The organism is Psychrobacter sp. VH5 (genome assembly GCF_050572635.1).
Lineage (GTDB): Bacteria > Pseudomonadota > Gammaproteobacteria > Pseudomonadales > Moraxellaceae > Psychrobacter > Psychrobacter celer.
The window spans coordinates 2,004,604-2,023,519 of record NZ_CP192145.1 but is presented as its reverse complement, the minus strand read 5'-3'; the positions used below and the strand labels follow the sequence as shown (position 1 = coordinate 2,023,519).

Genomic DNA, 18,916 nt, shown 5'->3' with positions numbered 1-18,916 from the left:
GACTTAAATAATTAATAAACTTAAGAAGATGCCATGAATACTTTACAACTCAGCTCAATCATTTTATTAGTAGCCTTATCTGCGCTAACCGGTTGCCAAAAAACTGACAAAGCATTAGAGACATCACTAGAAACACAGTCCCCTAGCGTCATGAAAAAACTGTTCAGTATTGATACAAATAAAGCATTTTATATCACTTTTCCCGATCATAAGAATCAAATCCAATTGACAGAGTTTACCAAGTTGAGCACTAGTAAAAATGAAAAGCCTTATGTAAAAGGCGTGCTGTCAAACAATGAACATTATGCAGCATGGCTTGACTATACTAATATCACTGCGTTGAACATTTCAAATGATAAAAACATTTTTAAGTTTGTTGCGCCTTATACTTTAACGAATACCAATCCTGATACGGATAAAAAACCCAGTCTAGATAGCCCTAATCTACCTAGTCGCGCACTCTATCTAGGTGCTTTTGAGCTAGATTACCGTACTAATGACATCAACCAATACGGGCAACAGCTCTTAGGTAAGTACAGTACACTGACTGCGATAGATTATGATGGACAAAAGACTGTTGATGTCACTATACATCAGTATCCAACACAGGCTGACCAAGATAAAGAAATCAACTCAAGTGCTCATAGGCTGACGTTTGATGTAGGTGAAGGGTTGAGCTTAGTTGATGATGCTATCGTAGAATAAGCGTTAATGGCTTTAATTATGGGTTAGTCTCGTTTTTACCTGCATTATAAGTGATGAAGCATAAAAAGTGACTGATAAAGCTAGACAGATAAAAGTCAGAGGTAAAAACAGACTTTCTTGAAGTACGCCTTCAGAATCTAGGATGGTCTCCTATGTACAACAAAAAAGTAAATGTTAGTGAGGAATTCATCAATTCAATCATAGAAAAAAGTTTAGCCCTGCTAGAATTCTGATAGGTAAATAATTATGTATGTTGGTCATTTAGCAATTGGTTTGGCACTTAAATCAAAGTTCCCGAATATCCTTGCGCTAACTATTATGCTTGGCGTTGGTTTTCTCGATATTATTGATGGTTTACTCATTCTTTTCGGCATTAATCATGTCACTGCTAATTTGGATGCAGGTCCATACTTGTTCTTTGATTTAACTTTTATTGATTGGGATCACTCCCTGTTGATGGCTGTGATTCTATCAATTGTGTGGGCACTATTCTTTATTAAAGATAGGCGTGTAGCACTTATCGCAGGGTTTGCTTGTTTCTCACATTGGTTGGCTGACTGGCCGATGCATAACATGGATTTAGCACTTTACCCTTATGCTGCTGAACACATGGGTGACCCCTGCCGTCAATCCCGTAGACTTAAACTTGGGAGATTTTAGTTACGCAGCTTGACGATAATAATCAAACCACATCTGTCTTGGCGACTTATAGCTCAAGCCCTTTTGAATCCTCGTTTGATTGTAATACAGCTCAATATAGCCAATGATATCGCTGATGGCTGCAAATCTAGTTTTATAGTTCTGGTGATACACTAGCTCATTCTTCAAGACGCCCCAGAAACTTTCTATCGGAGCGTTGTCGAAACAATTGCCTTTGCCACTCATAGATCCTGTAAACTGATGCTGTTTAATGATCTTGTGGTAGGCATGGCTACAGTACTGACTGCCTCTGTCAGAATGAACGATTAGCCCTTTAGCAGGTCGTTTATTCTTAATCCCCATGTTGAGTGCACGGCATACTAAATCTGCCGTCATACGCTTGTTAATAGCGTAACCGACAAGCTCTTTGGTGTATAAGTCTTTGACCCCTGCTAAGTACAGCCAACCCTCATTCGTCCAGATATAGGTGATGTCGCTGACCCACGACTCGTTAGGGCGCTTAGCGTCAAACTGCTGATCAAGCACGTTATCATAGACCAGTTTGTTGTGATTAGAGTCAGTGGTGATTTTAAAGCGTTTGTGACGACGACATTTAATGCCAAACTCTTCTTTAATACGTCTGACCATGTATAGACTAATATCATGCCCTTGATCGCTTAGATAGGCATGCAGACGATCTATACCATAACGCTCTTTAGTTTCAATGTGTGCGGCTTTGACTAGCAGCTCAGACTGGTTGCGATGTATTTGTTGGTCACTGATATCACGACCTAGCCAGTCATAGTAGCTTGAGGGTTTAACCTGTAGTACGCGGCACATAGTGGTGATGCTAAAGAAGTGCTGGTTATCTTGGATAAAGGCGTACCTGACTAACTGTGCTTTGCAAAGTACGCCGTCGCCTTTTTTAGTATTTCGCGCTCCTCTTCAGCCACTTTGAGCTGCCGCTTTAGGCGTTTTACCTCTTCAAGCGCACTCATAAGTTCAGGGTCATACTGCTTTGTTCCTACAAGTTTGCCTTGATTGGCTTTGTTATGCCAATTTGAGAGCGTTTGCATGGCAATGCCAAGCTGCTTTGCAGTGGCTGAGATATTGCCGTTGTTGTCTGCTATCTTTTTAACAGCTTCGGCTTTAAATTCGTCACTGTAGGTTCTTACTTTCTTGGTCATGGTAAACTCCTGTTATTATGCTTAGTTTACCAAGTTTACTTGTACGGTTTCTTCAGCATAGCTCAGGGCTATGGCTTATGGGGAAAATGGGGTACTGGTTCATGGGTATTTGAAGGATTTTTTAGCCTTGCATTAATCATCTACGCTTGGTTCAACTTTAAGAAAGAACACGTTTCTATTCTGTGGCCAACCGTATTATTAGTGGTTAGCTTTTTCCAACTTTCACCTTGGTTTTTACCTATGAAAAAAATTGCAGCTATGCCTGAACAAACTGCAATTTTAGTCCATGGAATTGCAGTATTTTTAGGTTTTTTGATCCCTTCTTTATTGCTGATATGGTTGATTAATAGAGCGGAAAAGAAAGTTTTAAAGATATCTTAACTTAAAGCTAGTCTCTTATTTAACATAAAGTCTCTTATGATAGTAGGTATGGTTCCCTAGTGAGGACTTGAATATCCAGCTATAGGCTACTGGTATCAACGTTTTAATACACTGGAACAGTCAAAGTGTACTTAGTGATGTACCTACCATACATATTCTATTCGTGTTCGATGCGCTATACAGGCAACAATACTCATGCTGATTATTGTTGTCTGTATATGTGATAGCGTAGATTAGCACCACAACATTAAGCTTATGTACCTATAAAATAGATACTTCTAGCCAATAAGCAGGTGTTTTTCCTCTAGAAGCTTGAGAACGTGGCTGAAGAATACGTAACTCATATTTACCTGAATATGGGAGCGTGTAATAACCTTGATCATCCACTTCAGGTGCATACTCTCCTACGTTAACAGAGTCTGCTAGATTCTTATGGAATAAATAAGGATCTACATTCCCTCCCGCTATTTTGACAGAAAGCTTTTGATTCTTTTTGGCATAAAATGTATAGGAGTCATACTTATTGCCTTTTAATTTCCCGTAATAGTTGGCTGAGCTGGCACCTTTTTTAAATTGAACATTAACAGTTTTAGCCACTGCATCTGAAGATGCGGCCATGACTGTAGGACTGACTACTAGAATAGGAAGCGCAAGTAGAATAGCAGCAGTTAAGTTTTTCATATTTTAAACACCCGAGCAGTAAAAAACACCGATTTTAACTTACTTCACACTGTTAAATTTTATAGATATGTTACATTAGCATTGCTAACATAAAGAGTGTATTGGTAAGGTACTAATTAGCGTTACCCGTACCGAATAGTATGAATCAATGCATTAGCCTACCGCAAACCAAACTATGGTAGTAAAAACCTGAATTTCATCACGTAAACAAAGAGAACACTGCTAGATAGTAGTGTTCTCTTATTATATTCAAAGGGAAAATTATGCGTTCTTTGCTTCTAACGACAATGTGCTTAACGGGCAGCTTAGTTCTAGTGGCTTGTAATAACCATCGAGCCGCCACCACGGATCTTAGTCAGCAACCTACAATAGAAATACCGGTAGCATCAGCGGCATTTACTGCTTTTGGCAATAAAGAAAAAAGTTGGCGGACAGTGGTTGAAGGAAATAAACTAAGTGTAGAAGCAGATTTCTTAAAGCCCACAACCGTTACGGTAGTGGCATCCAGTTCTGCCGATACTGAAGGTGTCGAATACGCGAGCACAGTCAATGGGCAACCTATTATTTTGAATATTCGAAAAAATATTTGTGTCGATGACAATGGCTATCAAAATGAATTTACTGCGACACTAAGTTATGCAGGCAAAACATATCAGGGTTGTGCTGTTGCTGGTGCAATAGAAACTGCGCCTACATAGGGAATAAACCCGAGCGGCATTGAAAAAGACCATGATTTTATATAAAAAATCATGGTCTTTTTACCGAGTGTATTTCTATGGTTTTTCGGTATAAGTTACTTGTTGAATGACCCGTTTAAAAAAAGAAAATGCATCATCAGCCCCTTTTAACGCTTGTTGGCGTTGCTCTAACGTCAATTCTAAGCTATCCAACTTAGCTTTAAACTGACGCCAATGCACCATTCTGCCATCTTTATGTGCAGATAGGTGTTTTGCACCATGAGTACTTGTAAATTCAATTTTTTGAGCTTCTTTATATAAAATTGCGGCGCCTAAATTTGAGCCTTCAGAGCAGTAAAGCCAACCAATAGATTCAAACTCATTTGGACTAGGTATAGTCTCATCGACTAACATAGACTGAATTTTAAGGTCTTGCATGTCCATGGCTACTTGTTCTAGGCGTGATAGACTATTAAGTCCCTTAATCCTAAGGTTTAAGCTGGTATTCTCATAGATGGGTTTCAAAACTTCGTGAAAAGCATTTTGTGCTTGTAAAAACTTACTATAATTTTCTATCGATGCAAATGGTTCCATAGATAAAACAAGCGTATCAACATTATCATGTGTTTGACGGGAGTGTTTTTTCAAAGCATCACTAAGTGGTAAATTCATTATTATTTCCTATATTTATTAATTTAAGGTGCGCCCTTCATTTCATCTTATTTGGTCAGCTTTTTTTAGATTGAGCGCACGCCAAAACATTCATGGGTTGTTGTTGATGATTTTTACGCATTTTATCCAAGATATGATGATTAAAATTCGTAGGTTAACCCTACCTTGTAGTTTCTTCCTGGTGCTGTAAATCTTTCAATGCCAACTCCTTGGTCATCTACAATAGAGTTGACGTTTAATTCTGCTAACGAACGCAAGTTGTCCCACGGAACATATTTAGCATCAAATAAATTAAACACCCCTGCTGATAGTTTTACATTAGAACCTAGTTTTTTACTCCCATAAACATCATATACATAAGCAGATTCAGATTTATCAATGTGCTTATAAGGAGCGATGACATCTTTATAAGGCATGTTATAACCATTTGATTCCAAGGTAGCCACCTTTGCATCATCAGCGTGCTTTCTGCCTAAATACCTTAGGTTCGCAGACAGTCTCCAATCTTTTTTAGGTGATTCATATCCTAGCCCTAACGTTGCATTTAAAGGCTGAGTCGCAAGCAGGTTGGTTCCTTTGTCAGTTTTATCTTTGGCATAATTTAAATTAGCAAATACCTGAATCTCTCCTTCTGTATCAGCAAGCTTTCCAGCATCCCATACGCCTCCTAAACGCAATCCATAAGTCTCTGCATCCCCAATATTTTGGGCGCTAAGTATATTTATAGAAAGGGGTGAACAAACCGGTTGGCCGGTCGAATAATCTTCATAGCATCGTTGTTGTTCCTCTTGAGAATTCAACAAGCTGATAAAGTCACTATATTTAGTATAGAAACCTATAGCTGTAAAACTTAAATCTTGAAACTGGCCAGACAAGCTAAGTTCATGATTGATAGATTTCTCAGGCTTAAGATGAACATTGGGCGTCAAACTGTTTCCCATCATCTCAAATGCTGAATACATTTGGCTGGTAGCGGGTGCCATGAATCCTGTAGATAGCTGATACTGGGTCTGTAAATATGGGCTAAGTTTGTAGTTTATGGAAAACATCCCTCCTATATTGTCCATTTTATTATTGTGATCAAACTCGCCATTCTCATAATCAATACGTACCGGATAATATTTGCCCGTATCCTCGATGGCTTTTTTATTGATTTCATCCATATAAGGTTTGTAGTTATAATTGTCATACCGAAGTCCAATCGTCGTATCGAGCTTTTCCGTTAAATTTATTTTGTCTTGAATGGCCACATTGAAGATATCTTGCTTCACTGAGGGCCCAATAAAATCGTACCAAGAACTGGGGTTGCCTGAAGAAGGAATATAAGTTTCTTCTAAGGTCAATCTATGGTCCGTCTTTGCATATTTTGTATTAACTGACAAAGTATGAGAGCCTAGCTTCTCAGTTTCTAACGGTAAGCTTGTTGCCTCTATACTTAGTTGTATGGTTTTGTCCTCTTGAGGCCGATGCTTCACTCCATCTACCCTATAAGAGTCAGATCCCCATACTTGGCTATAAGTTTCTGTATTAGCCACTCCTGTAATTTTTTGCTGAGTTAAAGTGGTATTGACCTCATCTATGAACTCACTAGTAATAGGTAGGTATCTATGACTGATGCCATAACTTTCTAATTCTGCAGTATCCTTACCAATTCTTGAAGCAAAAGTCTTTCTGGTAAAGTTATTGGATACTCTATCCGTTTTTTGTTTAGTGGCATGAAAACCTAATCGGTTTTCTTCGTTCAAATGGAGGTATAACTTTGCTAACGTTGCCTCTGTTGTATAACTTAATGGGTCAGGTAATATTGCTGCTGTATTAGATCTGTATCCTGTAGAGGGATATTTATAGTCTGGATCATTGATAAAATCATAGGCAGGATCTAGTTTGTTTTTATCGAAATCTAACATTCGGTGATTTTTTGTTTCATGTCCTTCACGATGCACATAATTAATTATTGCCTCAACCTTATCGTTTTTCCCTGCTAAACCAAAAGCGTTACTAAATTCTTCATTGCTATTGCTATAACCTGTTTTGATATAACCACCAAGTTGACGATCAGGTCTTATTAAATCTTCTGGGTCTTTGGTCTTGAAACTAACAGACCCTCCCATTGCACCACTACCAGAATTAAAAGAGTCCGCCCCGACTTCAAACTCCACCTCTGACAGAAGCTCTACATCGGGTGAAAATCGACCCTCAAACATATATCCATAAGCTGAAAATATTTCATTGACTTGCTTATCTGGCAAGCTAACGCCATCTAAGTTTAAAGCTACCCTATTGCCATCTACCCCTCTGATGGCGTAGCCATTGCTACCATATCTTCCTGCATCTGCCACACTTATATCAGGGTTATAACGGACTAAATCTTTATCACTGTCAATTAGGTTGTCTGATATCGTCTTGGCCGTTTTAAGGTCGTCCCCTACATTTATAGGGGGCTGCTTATTAGCATAAACAGTTATCGTGTCCATATGTAACATCGGTAAGTTTTCTTCTTGGTGCTGAGTATCCGCAATGGCTGATTGATACATCAAAGTTCCAACAAGAATACTTAATAGGGTTTTAGACTTACCTTTAAGACTAGGTATATATATCGACTTCTTATAAGTTGAATCCTCGTGCATTCCAAATTTCCTATAGTAAAAATAAGCACAATTTTCTTCACATCAGCCTCGTCGTCAAAGGAAATAATATTAATTGTTAATAACATTGCTGATAGCCTCTTCATATAATAAAACAATATAGTTACATTGTAAATAATAATCATTAACAAATAGGAAAATATATTATCTTAGAGTATTTTACTTTTTGCAAAGGCTTAGCAAGGAGTCAGGAAAACGTCTTGTAATAGTAGGAAAAATTAAGCGTCCGGCAGTCGAGACATCCACACAGTAACAGTGATGCATATTGCGCATGTAACCCAAGCAAGCCACTGCAAACTATCAGAAAATCGGTAAAACAACATACCGCATGACATAGCCATCATTGACCAAGCCAAATATTTTGCCTTACGAGGAATAGCTCGATGCTGCTGCCAGTTCTTTACCATTTCACCGAACACTTTATGTTTGAGAAGCCACTGATTGAATTTATCAGACCCTTTAGCCCAGCATGCTGCCGTTAGTAAAATGAAAGGGGTGGTAGGTAATACTGGAAGAATAATACCGACTAAGCCTATGAAGAAGAAAAAACCGCCTAGCGCCATAAATAATATTCGTATTATGCGGTTATGATGAATTTGGTTGAGCATTACTTTTTTTTGTAAATTCGATGAATTTGTTGAAGGTTGCACATTGTTCATAAGAAAGTAGCTCGATAGTTAAAGAGTAGCAGCCAGTTATTTAGCGAACTGCGAATATTTTTATTAGAGAATAAACTGTATTTGCAGTTTATATTTTTATGTATAATTGTAAATGATAATCATTCGTTTATCAAAACTATCATGCATTACCACTCAGCTTTTCTCAAGTGATTAGAGCTTTACGATTTATATTGAATATTTATTGATGAAAATATAGCGGTATTAATTGATGAGAAATAATAGATATTTGATATCACTGACTTAGTCGATCAAAATGCTACTAAATGGGAGTTTGAAATGAATAATCGACAAAAAAAACCTGTTCAGTTTAAGAGGTGTCCAATTAAAGATGGTTTAGAGTATTGAGACTAGCGGTCTATGAATAGGTTTGAAGGCTGGAATGACTGTTTTTGCTAGTATACCCCAACCGAACCAGTCATTTCACCCTGTAAACCTATTTAAAGACTACTTAAAACAGACCACTATTAAACAACCACCTATAACAGACTCACGAAACTATCATCTAGCCAAAAATACGCCACAATATCCAAAACAACCCTAGCATCACGACAGCGATAATTAATAGGCGTTTAGCCCAATAGGGCAGTAGGGGGTTTTTATAGCCCAAGTCATTGAGTTGACTGTCGACACCCGCTTGCAAGCTTTTAAACCCTTGCCCTGGCTGAGTAGATTTAACACGGTTTTTTACTAATGGACCAGGCTCATCTTCGACCTCTTGCTCTCTATCGAAACTAATGGCGTGATTAGAGATGCCTTGTTTGTTTGCGATGGTATTGAGTTTTTGTTGCTGCTTTACTTTTAACGCGGTTTCATAAGCGTCTATTCGCACCTTGGCTTCATCCATACTGATATTTTCATCTTGCGCCAATGTTTTGATGGCCATGACGAGGTTGTTTTTTTCAACCATCATGATCACATCTTTTGGCAGCTTTGGATTGACTGGCTTTGAGCTTGGGTCGGGGTTAAACATGGTTTTCCTTATTGTCGATGAGCATATAGCATGTAAGCATGAGTTATTATAACCATTTTAACCCAGCATCATTCAAGCGGTGAACGGCAGTTGAGTAGTGGAGAAACAAAAAAATACCGCCATCATTGTTATGACAGCGGTATATTGCAGTGAGATTATCCGGGTATCAGTAATGGCTTATAGGTCTTTCCAGCGCTGGATAGACTCTTTGATGACTTCTTTGGCCTCAGCCACGTCGCCCCATGATTCAACCACAGTGGTGCCCGCTTTTTTCAGGTCTTTATAGTGGCTGAAGTGGAACTGTAGCTGGTTGATCAGCTGTTTAGGTAGGTCTTCTAAGCTGTTGTATGCATTGCCGGTATCACGGTCATCCGCTGGTACGACGACGATTTTGTCATCGACTTCGCCATCATCCACAAACTTCATCACGCCGATGACTTTGGCTTTTAAGAAAACACCAGTCGGCAGTGGCTGCTCTGTGATGATCAGCGCATCCAACTCGTCGCCATCTTCGTCTAGCGTTTGCGGGATAAAGCCGTAGTTACAAGGCTTGGCAAAGATTTGTGGATCGATACGATCCAGCTCAAACACGGCCAATTCGCGGTTCCATTCGATTTTATGGCTGCTACCGGTAGGGATTTCTACTACCACGTTGATGATGCCGCCGTCTACGTCGCCTGCGTCCAAAATTTTATTAAAATCTGCCATAAAATACTCCGATTTGCTTTTGTTTTAAATGTCTAAATACAATAAGAAAAGCTCAAAGGTTGAGCTGAGCTGTCATATAGGTGTGACAGCTGTCTGTACCGCCAGCGATTATAGCAAGTTTGCGACAATTTTTCTCAAAATGCTTAAGTCTAAGCGTGCAAGATATTATGCAAAAAAAGACTCAAAGGCCACAAGCTTTAGCGACTTGGTTTGGGCGCCAACGGGCGCAGTGCTATCTGTCCTGCATGGCGCTGAGCGATATTGTCGATGAGTTTTTGTGTGACGCTCTCATAGCTCAAAGGTTCGCGGGCTTGCCCTGCGCTTTGTGTCTTTGGGGAGGATGCCATGTTGATAAAATCAGCCAGCCTAAGCATCTGCATGCCAGCATAGCCACATGGGTTGATGGCATTAAACGCGGATAAATCACAAGTTAAATTAATAGCGATACCGTGGTAACTAAAACCATGCTTAATCTTAAAGCCTAATGACGCCATTTTGCCTAACATGATGGACGACGGCTGGATCTCAGTCGATACAAAGCCTTTATCGGCAGGGCTGTCGTCATGCTCTGCGCTGGTATCGGCATAGAGATAGACGCCTGGCGCATCACGGCGCGCTTGGGCACGAATGCGCGTATCACCAGCTGTATGGCTTTGTAAGCAGTCATTAATCACATCTTCGATGGCTTGCTCAGCGTGTGAGACTAAATTGCGCACACTCCAGCCCAAGCTCTCTAAATCAAATAACCAATACAGCACCAATTGCCCATGACCATGCCAAGTCACTTGACCACCGCGATCGGTTTTGATAATTGGGGTGTCTGTACGCTGCAAAATGTGCTCTTCTTTACCCGCTTGTCCTAATGTATAGACATCATTGTGATCGACGATCCACAGCTCATCAGGCGTGCGCTGCTGTTTGGTTTTTTTTAACTCAATACGTGTCAGCGTGCGCGCGAGCATCGCATCCAAGGTAGGGACATAATCGGCCGCGGATAAAGACTTACTGATCAGCGTGTCACTCAGGGGTTGTATGGCGTTTTGCATGGCAGTCACAACATATGGTAGATATATAGAATTGGCAAAAGGTATGAAGGCAAGGGCGTGTCCTCTTCAATCGATAGCCATCTAAATGAGTTAGAAATGGCTAAATCTGACCAAACAGTATCAAATAGCTAACGAATATCTCGATATTATCTGCGCTATTTTCGTTGTTTGATTAGGGCGTGTTGAACATTCAACACGCCCTACAGTATTTGGCGGCAATTTATCTTATTTTTATTGCCATTTTTAAAATGAGGACACGTCCAAGTAGTTCAGTCGCCTAAAGTGTAGCAGTTTTTGGCAGTGTCGCCCAAACTTATCTGCTTATTAGGGCGTGTTGAACATTCAACCATGGCACTGACAGAGACTGTTTTTTAGACGATTCGAAGGTAAAAATAGTAAGTTTAGTCGCTCTAAGCGTCTATTTTTTACCAATGAAGCGACAAAAAAGAGTCCTGTCCCTACGGCTGATGCTAAAATTGCGCCATACTGCGTTGCAAATCTAGCTAAGGCATCTGCATTATCGTCGCTTTGCGCCTTGTCTGGAACAATTTTAGCGATCAGCAGTGCCTATTTGTGAATGTTCAACACGCCCTAGATACCGCCCAAATAAAAATTTGGAAATTAAAAAGTTTGGCCGCGGCGTAAGCGATGACTTTTACTCTATTAAAAAACGCACTAGTCAGTTTAAAAAGCTATCCATTGCTCAGTCGATGCGCTACATTAAAGTGCCCGTCGGAGCGTCTACAAAGCGTAAGGGATACAATTTTATGACTGTTTTTTATGACGGATTTTGGTTGGGGCTGCTAAAAACGAAGACAGGCAGGATGTGCGATAGAGATACAGCGCCGCTCGCCCAAGAAAGTATATCAGTCCCAACGCATATAACAAGGAAGAGACATGACAGACAATACCCAAAATATCAATGAGCATATGCCGCACCAAACCTCTAGTATCGCGCACACCGCCGAAGAGATGCGAGCGCAATTTGAGCATCTACAAGCGCTGAGCCGTACACAGCCGATAAACGACTGGGCCACACGTGAGACGCAGCTGGATAACCTTGAGATGATGCTCAGTGATAACCAAGCCAGCTTTGCCAGTGCCATCAGCGCTGACTTTGGCCATCGTAGTGAGTCTGAGACGCAGTTTGCTGAGTTGTTCCCGAGTTTTACAGGGATTAGTCATGCCAAAAAACACGGCAAAAAATGGATGAAGCCCCAGCGTGCGCCGATCTCGGCACTGTATATGCCAGCCCATAACGAAATCCAGCCGCAGCCGTTAGGGGTGGTCGGCATCATGGTGCCTTGGAACTATCCGCTGTTTTTGGCCGTAGGCCCGATGATAGATGCGCTCGCTGCTGGCAATAGAATCATGATCAAAATGAGTGAGGCGGCACCAAAGTTTGCGCAGACGTTCGCCGATGCTGTGGCTCGTTATTTTTCCTCCGACATGATATGTGTGGTGCTGGGCGAGGTCGATATCGCGGTGGCTTTTAGTGAGCTGCCGTTTGATCATCTGCTGTATACTGGCTCGACAGCGGTCGGCAAAAAAGTCATGGCCGCCGCCGCCCCCAATCTGACGCCAGTGACGTTAGAGCTGGGTGGTAAGTCGCCGGTGATCGTCTTGGATGATGCCAATTTGGAATCGGCGGTCAATCGCGTGATGATGGGCAAGACACTAAATGCTGGTCAAACCTGTATCGCCCCTGATTATGTGCTGATTCCCCGTCGTTATCATGAGTCATTTATCCAAGCGGCAAAAGACTGGATGGATAAGCACTATCCTGATATTGAGCACAATCCTGACTACTCGCGCATCATCAATGGCGCGCAGTTTGAGCGCGTAAAAGGCTATTTGAACGCGCTACCAAGCGAGCAGGTGCATGCGCTGACCTCGATTGAGGCCAACAGCGAAACACGCCTGATGCCGCCTGTGATCGTTCGGGAGCCTGCGTTAGACAGTGATGTCATGGACAATGAGATTTTTGCGCCGATTTTGCCTTTGATACACTACGAAACGCTAGATGATGCCATTCACTTGGTCAATTCGCGCCCGCGTCCGCTGGCTTTGTATGTATTTGGCGAACATCAAGGCGATATAGAGCAAGTGCGTAATCGCACGGTTTCAGGTGGTCTGTGTGTCAACGAGGTCCTCATGCACGTGGCGCAGCACGACTTACCCTTTGGCGGCGTTGGTGATTCGGGCACCGGTGCTTATCATGGTAAGGCAGGATTTGAGCGTCTTAGTCACATGAAGCCTGTGTTTGTACAGGCCAAGCTCAACGGCATGAATTTACTACTACCGCCTTATGGTGGACTGTTTAAAAAAGCCATGGCTCTATTTTTAAAGTAGCACTCAAACCCAGTCGCCTTGTAAGTCACTGTGTCCGATATAATCATGCTCAGTGTAGCCATGCCTAATACAGCCTTGTGGCGACACGTTTTAAGCATACTTATGCATCTACCTAGGTAGGTGCTTTTTTTTGGCCAAATAGCGGTAGGCCGCGCATGGGTAGTAAACAATAAGCATTTGTCATCTCTGTGAGAAGTCGCTACACTTTGTAGTACCTCTAAACAACGGCAACCTATCATTTAAGCCAATCGCTCATGCGTGCTACTGACGCAAGAGATTCGTTCATACTTACGTGTAGGTATAGGCGAGCGGCATCCATCATCCATCATCAATAGGACTGAGCATGCGCCAATGGATTGCGTTAAGTTTACTCTGTATGAGTACATTACTCCTGCCCGTGGCAGCCTCGGCGGCCTGCCAATCACCTGTCAAATTTGGCGCGCTGACATGGGAGAGTGGTCAGTTTATCTCTGGGGTACTCAAGTATATCGTCGAAGATGGCTATGAGTGTGCGGTCGAGGAGGTGCCAGGTGCTGGCCCTGCGCTCGAAACCGCGCTGTCGCAAGACGATATTCAAGTCATCGGTGAGCAGTGGGTTGGGCGCTCACCGATCATGGAACAGGCCATTGCGCAAGATAAAGTTGCTGTCATCGGCGATACACTCAAAGGCGGCGCAACCCAAGGCTGGTATGTGCCCAAATACGTGCTAGAAGAAAATCCGGGACTGCGCAGCTACCAAGATTTGCCCAAGTATGCCCATTTGTTTGAAGACCCAGAAGATCCAGGCAGTGCTCGTTTTATGAATTGCCCTTCTGGTTGGACTTGTGAGGTGTTTAATACGCGGCTACTAAAAAATACAGGATTGGACGGTGTTTTTAACAACGTGCACCCCGGTACGGGCGCGGCACTCGATGCCGAGATATCGTCTGCATTTGAGCAGCACAAACCCTTATTGTTTTATTACTGGCAGCCGACAGGGTTGATGGCGAAATACGACTTTGCCGCGCTGGAGTTTCCTGCGCACGATGATGCTTGTTGGCAGGATTTGCTGCGCGCAGATGGCAGCGCTGACTGCGTCTCAGGCTTCCCCGTTTCTCCTTTGGGGATTGCTGTCTCCACCCCGTTTATAGCGTCCCACCCAGCGCTGGTTGATGTTTTTAATAACGTACAGTTTAGTGCCGATGCGCTCAATGGCGCTATCTTAGAGATGAGTGAAAACAAACGTAGCGGCGAAGAGCAAGCGTTGGTGTTTTTGCGCGAGCATCCAGACGTCTGGCGCACGTGGGTGACTGACGAAGCGGCCATCAATCTAGCAGCGCAGTTAGGTATTAGCCTCACAGGTGCGGCAGCCAACGATAGCACTATTGCTCATGATGATGGCATCAATAATCACGCATTTGGCCTTGCATCGAGCTTCCCATCGTGGTCGCTTGAGACCCCGCTCAATAATACCTTGGCAAGCGTGGTAAAAAACTACGGTGAGGTGTTTCGTACCATCAGTACTTTGGCACTTACTTATTTATTATTACCGATTGAGCGGCTATTGACCGCGATGCCGCCATGGCTGCTTATCTTACTCGTCATGGTATTGGGATGGTTTGCGGTTCGTAAGGTATGGTTTGCCTTGGCATGCGGTGCAGGGCTGTTTTTGATCGGTGCTTTTGGGCTGTGGGGCGCGCTGATTGATACTTTTGCCCTGCTAATCGTCTCGGTGCTGGTGACAGTGGTGATTGGCATTCCGATCGGGATTGCGATGTCGGGCAGTAAGATACTGCGTAAGATAGTCACGCCCATTTTGGATGTGATGCAGACCATGCCAAGCTTTGTATATTTGATTCCGGTGCTGATGCTATTTGGAATTGGTAAGGTGCCAGCGCTGTTTGCTACTGTCATTTATGCCTTGCCGCCGCTGATTCGCCTGACGACGCTGGGTATTACCCAAGTCGATCATGAGATGATCGAGGCAGGGCGCTCGTTTGGCAGTACGCATCGTCAGCTGCTGATTTGGATTAAGCTACCACAAGCATTACCAAGTATCATGGCGGGGATCAATCAAGCGGTGATGATGTCACTGTCCATGGTGGTGCTGGCTTCTATGATTGGGGCGCCAGGTCTTGGCGAGGATGTACTGCAGTCTATTCAAACGTTAAATATCGGTCAAGGGCTACAAGCAGGTACCGCGATCGTCATCGTCGCCATTATCATTGATCGTATCACTCAGGCATTTGGTCAAGGCAAGCGCGCCCGCCAACAAACCATCGATGCTGGCAAGCGTCCGATAGGGTGATAAGTAGCGGCTACATCGAGCTAAGCTGTGCTAAACCGCATAAAAACCCCATAGCGAGAACCATGATGAACCATATTCAGCTTGAAAATATCAGTAAGATTTATAATGCCAGCACGGCACAGGCGCAGGTAGCTTTATCGCTATTGGCGCAAGGGATGGACAGTACCGAGGTCAAAGAGCAGACAGGGTATTCGGTCGGGCTTTATGACATCAACCTCGCCATCAAAGCAGGGGAGCTGCATTGTATCATGGGGCTCTCAGGCTCAGGCAAGTCGACTTTGATACGGCATATCAATCGTCTAATAGATCCAAGCTGTGGCAAAATATGGGTCGATACCAGCCTACATACAACAAACCCTAGTCACGCGCCTGCTACCGTAGTAGCAGAGGAGATGCAGACTACAGCGCAAGCAGGATCGTCTGCTATCGATATATTGACGCTCAATGATAAAGCGCTGCAGCAGTATCGTCAGCATACCGTCAGTATGGTGTTTCAGCATTTCGGCCTAGTACCGCACATGACTGTCATACAAAACGTCGCTTATGGCCTACGGGTACGGAAGATGAGTACCAAAGCGCGCCATGAGATTGCACGGCATTGGCTCAATGAAGTCGGACTGCCCAATCTAGAACACAGCTACCCTGACGAGCTATCAGGCGGTATGCAGCAGCGTGTTGGGCTGGCACGGGCACTGGCGACAGACAACCCAATCTTGCTGATGGATGAGGCGTTTTCTGCCCTTGATCCGCTGATTCGTGCTCAGCTACAAGACCAGCTGCTGGAGCTGCAAGATCGGCTGAGCAAGACCATCGTTTTTATTACCCATGATATCGATGAGGCCATCAAGCTCGGCCAACGCATCAGCATCTTAAATGGTGGTCGTTTGGTACAGACGGGCACCCCGCAGCAGCTACGTCACGACCCTGCTGATGATTATGTGGCGCAGTTTATGCACGCTAAGTCGTGATGCTGATTTTGGCGTTTTTTATCGACAGCAAAGGCATTTTGTACGATAGAGTGTAGGGTTTGATCGGTGATACAACGGTTAACAAAAACTCAATATGAAACCGCTGTTTTTAATATTGTCTGAATTGTATTTAGATAGAGATGGTCGTACTATAAAAATATCTGTCACTCATAGCAGTGTTAGTTAAAGGATCTATTATGTCAAACCAGCCTACCGATAAAAACGATCGACCACGCCACTTAAATTGGTACAAAGCTCAGTCAAGTACCAGCCACTCTATAAGTAACGTTACCGCCAAACCCCCATCACAGCATGTAGTAAAACAGCCCCCTCACTCAAAACCATCACGCTACCTAAAAAATACCAGCCGCTATGGCGTGATGACGGTGCTCAGCGCTGGGCTGCTGATGGCTTGCGGCCAAATGAGTAATGCTGATAATAGTGCTGGCAGTAGTGCCAGTCAGCAAAACAGCGGCGTGACCAGCTCACGAGATATGCTGCCATCTGACATGTTTGGGCAGATGCAAGCATTGCCGCAATTGACCACAGGTCTGGGCGAGACAGGCGCGGCAGTGATCGACCCTGATAAGCCGACCTTGGTTAAGTTTTGGGCGAGCTGGTGCCCGCTGTGTTTGGGCACGCTGGCCGAGACCGAAGTGTGGCGCCTTGATCCTAAGTTTTCTGGTTTAAACGTAGTCACTATGGCAAGTCCTGGTCATCTCAATGAGAAAGCTGAAGGTGAGTTTGCCTCATGGTATGCAGGCGTGCAGTCAGAGTATCCCAAACTACCGGTATTGACTGACCCTTCTGGCGCTATCATCAAGCAGCTTGGCGTGCAGGTCTATCCAAGCTGGGCGATACTGGATAAAACCGGCAACTTGGTACACTTAGTCAAAGGCAATATATCGACCGAGCAAGCATATGCGCTGGCGGACAATGCCGAAAACGACTTTGCCGAGCTAAAGGCTGGCAGTAGCAAGCCTGCAAATGCCCAAGCGGCAGCCAGCAATAGCAAGATTGAAACCATCAAGCAAAAAGATGGGGTATATTATAATGACAAAGGCAACGCCATCAATACCCGCTCTATCTATCTGGCAGGCGGCTGCTTTTGGGGTGTTGAAGCCTATATGGAGCGTGTCGATGGCGTGGTCGATGCGCTATCAGGCTATGCCAATGGGGATACTGCCAACCCCAGTTATGAGCAGGTCATTCGCGGCTCAGGGCATGCTGAAGCAGTAAAAGTCACTTATGATGCTGATAAGATAGATCTTGATACGGTTTTGCAGTATTATTTTCGCGTCATTGACCCGACCAGCCTAAACAAACAAGGCAATGATCGCGGTGTGCAGTATCGTACTGGGGTATATTATACCGATCAAGACGATAAAGCGGTCATCGACGCGGCGCTAAAGCGAGTACAGAGCCAATATAAGCAAAAAGTTGTGGTCGAAAATGAGCCGTTAGACAACTTTTATGTGGCGGAGATGTATCATCAAGACTATCTGGCAAAAAACCCAAATGGCTACTGTCATGTCGATCTCAGCCTTGCCGATGATAAGCTTGAGAGTACGGCACCACCCAAGCTTGCGCCTGTCAGCACCGTCGCAGAAGCGCTAGAGCCTAAACGCTATGCTGGGTTTGATAAAAGTGCGCTACAGCAGACGCTCACCAAAGCCCAGTACAATATCACTCAACAGGCAGGAACAGAGCGGGCGTTTAGTCATGAGTATGATGACTTGTTTGCTCCTGGGATTTATGTCGATGTGGTCTCGGGCGAGCCTTTGTTTTTATCTACTGATAAGTACCAGTCAGGCTGCGGTTGGCCAAGCTTTACCAAGCCCATCGATATGCAAGTGATTACCCAGCACGAAGACCGAGCGTTTAATATGGTGCGTACCGAGGTGCGCTCGCGGGTCGCGGACTCACACTTGGGCCATGTGTTCCCCGATGGGCCAAAGGATCGTGGCGGCCTGCGTTATTGTATCAATGGTGGCGCGCTGCAGTTTATCCCCGTCGATGTGATGCCGCAGTCAGGCTATGCGCCTTTGGTCAAACTGATTACGTCGTAGTGGTATCGACAGCGTTATACAATGTTATACACTGTTTTGCTGTTTTTGACCCATTTAGCTGACTATTAGCTGACTATCAATTAGATTGAGGGCACGCCTTAATAAAAGCACCAAGAAAGCAGGAACTCTGAAAAAAGCAGCAAATTTCGTTATACTTGACGACTGACGACTGACGACTGATGAATGCGCGCTGCAAACGTGCTGTTTGTGCGCCATATCTGGTTATTTATCATGTTATATACTGTGTCG

The 18,916-nt window shown here is 43.7% G+C and carries 16 protein-coding genes; 8 read left to right on the top strand and 8 right to left on the bottom strand.

Annotated features, from left to right (window positions below):
• The first annotated feature begins 33 nt into the window (after positions 1-33).
• Positions 34-705, top strand: coding sequence for a hypothetical protein (locus ACNFVB_RS08510; protein ID WP_430737198.1), 672 nt, complete (start codon positions 34-36; stop codon positions 703-705).
• Positions 706-951: 246 nt separating this feature from the next.
• Positions 952-1,365, top strand: a complete 414-nt coding sequence (locus ACNFVB_RS08505) for a hypothetical protein (protein WP_430737197.1) — start codon at positions 952-954, stop codon at positions 1,363-1,365.
• Here ACNFVB_RS08505 and ACNFVB_RS08500 read toward each other — a convergent pair.
• Positions 1,366-2,531 (bottom strand): IS3 family transposase gene (locus ACNFVB_RS08500; RefSeq protein WP_430737065.1). Its coding sequence is split into 2 segments (ribosomal slippage): positions 1,366-2,273 and positions 2,273-2,531, totalling 1,167 coding nucleotides; the frame shifts between segments, so codons are not numbered across the junction. It abuts the gene before it with no gap.
• 39 nt (positions 2,532-2,570) lie between these two features.
• On the opposite strand from ACNFVB_RS08500, the gene ACNFVB_RS08495 reads away from it, so the two are divergent.
• Positions 2,571-2,912 carry a hypothetical protein gene (locus ACNFVB_RS08495; protein ID WP_430737196.1) on the top strand — a complete coding sequence of 114 codons (342 nt, stop codon included), beginning with the start codon at positions 2,571-2,573 and terminating at the stop codon, positions 2,910-2,912.
• 261 nt (positions 2,913-3,173) lie between these two features.
• On the opposite strand, the gene ACNFVB_RS08490 is transcribed toward ACNFVB_RS08495, so the two are convergent.
• Positions 3,174-3,593: a PPC domain-containing protein gene (locus ACNFVB_RS08490; RefSeq protein WP_430737195.1), complete on the bottom strand. Its 420-nt coding sequence runs from the start codon at positions 3,591-3,593 to the stop codon at positions 3,174-3,176.
• A gap of 263 nt (positions 3,594-3,856) precedes the next feature.
• Between ACNFVB_RS08490 and ACNFVB_RS08485 the strand changes: the two genes are divergently transcribed.
• Entirely contained in the window at positions 3,857-4,291 is a 435-nt protein-coding gene (locus ACNFVB_RS08485; protein ID WP_430737194.1) for a hypothetical protein, read from the top strand.
• A gap of 75 nt (positions 4,292-4,366) precedes the next feature.
• Here ACNFVB_RS08485 and ACNFVB_RS08480 read toward each other — a convergent pair whose 3' ends face one another.
• The 6 genes from ACNFVB_RS08480 to lipB form a co-directional block, all read right to left on the bottom strand.
• Positions 4,367-4,942: a biliverdin-producing heme oxygenase gene (locus ACNFVB_RS08480; protein ID WP_430737193.1), complete on the bottom strand. Its 576-nt coding sequence runs from the start codon at positions 4,940-4,942 to the stop codon at positions 4,367-4,369.
• A gap of 140 nt (positions 4,943-5,082) precedes the next feature.
• A complete protein-coding gene (locus ACNFVB_RS08475; protein ID WP_430737192.1) occupies positions 5,083-7,569 on the bottom strand; it encodes a TonB-dependent hemoglobin/transferrin/lactoferrin family receptor in 2,487 nt (828 codons plus the stop codon).
• A 236-nt stretch (positions 7,570-7,805) separates the two neighbouring features.
• Entirely contained in the window at positions 7,806-8,246 is a 441-nt protein-coding gene (locus tag ACNFVB_RS08470) for a YbaN family protein (RefSeq protein WP_045456021.1), read from the bottom strand.
• Between the two features lie 523 nt (positions 8,247-8,769).
• Positions 8,770-9,237, bottom strand: a complete 468-nt coding sequence (locus tag ACNFVB_RS08465) for a hypothetical protein (protein WP_430737191.1) — start codon at positions 9,235-9,237, stop codon at positions 8,770-8,772.
• A 177-nt stretch (positions 9,238-9,414) separates the two neighbouring features.
• Complete coding sequence (locus tag ACNFVB_RS08460) at positions 9,415-9,945, bottom strand: inorganic diphosphatase (protein ID WP_105246152.1); 531 nt, start codon at positions 9,943-9,945, stop codon at positions 9,415-9,417.
• Between the two features lie 197 nt (positions 9,946-10,142).
• The gene (gene lipB, locus ACNFVB_RS08455) at positions 10,143-10,991 is read right to left on the bottom strand and encodes a lipoyl(octanoyl) transferase LipB (protein ID WP_430737190.1); all 849 of its coding nucleotides are present in this window, start codon (positions 10,989-10,991) and stop codon (positions 10,143-10,145) included.
• Positions 10,992-11,888: 897 nt separating this feature from the next.
• On the opposite strand from lipB, the gene ACNFVB_RS08450 reads away from it, so the two are divergent.
• From ACNFVB_RS08450 to msrAB, 4 genes are all read left to right on the top strand, one after another.
• Positions 11,889-13,343: a coniferyl aldehyde dehydrogenase gene (locus ACNFVB_RS08450; protein WP_430737189.1), complete on the top strand. Its 1,455-nt coding sequence runs from the start codon at positions 11,889-11,891 to the stop codon at positions 13,341-13,343.
• 343 nt (positions 13,344-13,686) lie between these two features.
• Entirely contained in the window at positions 13,687-15,630 is a 1,944-nt protein-coding gene (locus ACNFVB_RS08445) for a glycine betaine ABC transporter substrate-binding protein (RefSeq protein ID WP_430737188.1), read from the top strand.
• Between the two features lie 65 nt (positions 15,631-15,695).
• Entirely contained in the window at positions 15,696-16,598 is a 903-nt protein-coding gene (locus tag ACNFVB_RS08440) for an ATP-binding cassette domain-containing protein (protein ID WP_430738509.1), read from the top strand.
• 380 nt (positions 16,599-16,978) lie between these two features.
• Positions 16,979-18,667, top strand: coding sequence for a bifunctional peptide-methionine (S)-S-oxide reductase MsrA/peptide-methionine (R)-S-oxide reductase MsrB (gene msrAB, locus ACNFVB_RS08435; protein WP_430738508.1), 1,689 nt, complete (start codon positions 16,979-16,981; stop codon positions 18,665-18,667).
• Positions 18,668-18,916: the final 249 nt, after the last annotated feature.

What these genes read in the sequence shown, in the direction of transcription:
- ACNFVB_RS08510 (WP_430737198.1), top strand. Translation starts at nt 34, where the DNA reads ATGAATACTTTACAACTCAGCTCAATCATTTTATTAGTAGCCTTATCT.
- ACNFVB_RS08475 (WP_430737192.1), bottom strand. Translation starts at nt 7,569, where the DNA reads ATGCACGAGGATTCAACTTATAAGAAGTCGATATATATACCTAGTCTT.
- ACNFVB_RS08480 (WP_430737193.1), bottom strand. Translation starts at nt 4,942, where the DNA reads ATGAATTTACCACTTAGTGATGCTTTGAAAAAACACTCCCGTCAAACA.
- ACNFVB_RS08440 (WP_430738509.1), top strand. Translation starts at nt 15,696, where the DNA reads ATGAACCATATTCAGCTTGAAAATATCAGTAAGATTTATAATGCCAGC.
- ACNFVB_RS08445 (WP_430737188.1), top strand. Translation starts at nt 13,687, where the DNA reads ATGCGCCAATGGATTGCGTTAAGTTTACTCTGTATGAGTACATTACTC.
- ACNFVB_RS08465 (WP_430737191.1), bottom strand. Translation starts at nt 9,237, where the DNA reads ATGTTTAACCCCGACCCAAGCTCAAAGCCAGTCAATCCAAAGCTGCCA.
- ACNFVB_RS08470 (WP_045456021.1), bottom strand. Translation starts at nt 8,246, where the DNA reads ATGAACAATGTGCAACCTTCAACAAATTCATCGAATTTACAAAAAAAA.
- ACNFVB_RS08460 (WP_105246152.1), bottom strand. Translation starts at nt 9,945, where the DNA reads ATGGCAGATTTTAATAAAATTTTGGACGCAGGCGACGTAGACGGCGGC.
- ACNFVB_RS08450 (WP_430737189.1), top strand. Translation starts at nt 11,889, where the DNA reads ATGACAGACAATACCCAAAATATCAATGAGCATATGCCGCACCAAACC.
- ACNFVB_RS08485 (WP_430737194.1), top strand. Translation starts at nt 3,857, where the DNA reads ATGCGTTCTTTGCTTCTAACGACAATGTGCTTAACGGGCAGCTTAGTT.
- ACNFVB_RS08505 (WP_430737197.1), top strand. Translation starts at nt 952, where the DNA reads ATGTATGTTGGTCATTTAGCAATTGGTTTGGCACTTAAATCAAAGTTC.
- msrAB (WP_430738508.1), top strand. Translation starts at nt 16,979, where the DNA reads ATGACGGTGCTCAGCGCTGGGCTGCTGATGGCTTGCGGCCAAATGAGT.
- ACNFVB_RS08490 (WP_430737195.1), bottom strand. Translation starts at nt 3,593, where the DNA reads ATGAAAAACTTAACTGCTGCTATTCTACTTGCGCTTCCTATTCTAGTA.
- lipB (WP_430737190.1), bottom strand. Translation starts at nt 10,991, where the DNA reads ATGCAAAACGCCATACAACCCCTGAGTGACACGCTGATCAGTAAGTCT.